The organism is Siminovitchia acidinfaciens, from assembly GCF_003605385.1.
Taxonomy (GTDB): domain Bacteria; phylum Bacillota; class Bacilli; order Bacillales; family Bacillaceae_C; genus Siminovitchia; species Siminovitchia acidinfaciens.
Map to the genome: position 1 here is coordinate 1 of NZ_QYTV02000023.1, position 1,472 is coordinate 1,472.

The 1,472-nt window shown below is 34.6% G+C and carries 1 protein-coding gene; it reads right to left on the bottom strand.

Translation table 11 applies throughout. From position 1 onward, the window contains the following. Positions 1 to 38: 38 nt before the first annotated feature. Positions 39 to 1,375 (bottom strand): IS3 family transposase gene (locus tag D4T97_RS20315; protein ID WP_126052608.1). Its coding sequence is split into 2 segments (ribosomal slippage): positions 39 to 991 and positions 991 to 1,375, totalling 1,338 coding nucleotides; the frame shifts between segments, so codons are not numbered across the junction. Positions 1,376 to 1,472: the final 97 nt, after the last annotated feature.

The following is a 1,472-nucleotide window of genomic DNA, read 5'->3' on the forward strand; positions in this document are numbered from 1 at the left end:
TAAAATGTACCCTTTGTAAAGGACATTTTTGAAAAAGGTCATGCCGCATGGAGAAGATGATTTCTGTATTGTACAGGAGTCATCTTCTTTAAGTTCCATTGGTACCTAAAATTGTTATAGTACGTCATATATTTTTTGATTTCTCTTTTAAGTTCGTCCAGCGTATTACACGTCTTTATATAGGCTTCATCTTTAAAGTGACCAAAGAAAGACTCTTGGGGAGCGTTATCCCAACAGTTTCCTCTTCTTGACATTGATTGTCCAAGTCCCAGTTTTCTTACGTGTTTCTGAAAGGTTGGACTTGTATAATGCACTCCTTGATCAGAGTGAATAAAAGCTCCTTCTGTAAACATTACTTGTTTATTCTTCATTAACTTTACTAATGTATCTGTAGCCAAATCTAACGTCATTCTACTGGACACATTATAGGCGAGTATTTCATTCGTTGAACTGTCTTTAATGGTGGACAAATAAGCCTTCTGTCCATTACCGTAATATAAATATGTAATATCAGTGAGTAGTACTTTTCCTGGAATTCCTTGTTTAAACTCTCGGTTTAATAAATTGGGCAACACAGTGTGTTCTTGAGTTGCTTTTAACATTTTCTTGTAAGGATTGGCTCTTCTAATAGGACATACAATTTTGTATTTCTTCATCACTCTTCGAATTCGTTTCAAATTGTAAGTAATTTGAAATTGTCCTTCTAATGTCATCTTTATCTGGCGCGCACCCTTTTTACGGCGTTTAAAATTAAAAGCCTTTAAAATATTTTCTTTAATGATCAAGTCTTCTTTTTCTCGTTTCTCTCTTCTTTCCTGAGACTCTGAAGAAAAATAGTTATAATAACCTGAGCGCGAGATCCCCGAAATTTCGCATAAGAAACTTACCATCTTTTTGAGTTCGTACTTTTCGATTACTGAACATATTAAAAGAAACCTCTGCTCAGCAGAAACTCTTACTCGTTCCTCTCCAGCCCCCTTTCCATCATCTCTAACTTTTTTAGTAACTCATTCTCAGCTCTCAACAATTGAATTTGAGCTTCTAATCTAGCATTCTTTTCTTCTAGAGAAAGCTCTTTCTTAGTGGGTCTCCCCGAATTTTCTCTACGCGTATCTCTAAGTCCCAATACACCTGATTTATTATAAGCAGTACGCCATCTAGAGGCAGCCCTTTGTACTCTTACAATACCAATAACTTCAATATTAAAACCATTCTCCTCGAATATCTGTCTTGGCAATTTTCCATTTTCATTTTCCGCTATAAAAATCCTCTTAAATTCGTCTGTATATGTAACAGCCTTTGAACTTACGGATTTAACATATCGATTATTAGATAGTATTTCTATTTCTGTCTCAGTAAAGTGTTTTTTTGACATTTAAATGTTCTCCGATTCCCCATTTTTTTCATTATACATAAAAGTACCCTATAGAGCAGACCTTTTTTAAGTGTCTACTCTATAGGGTACATTTTAA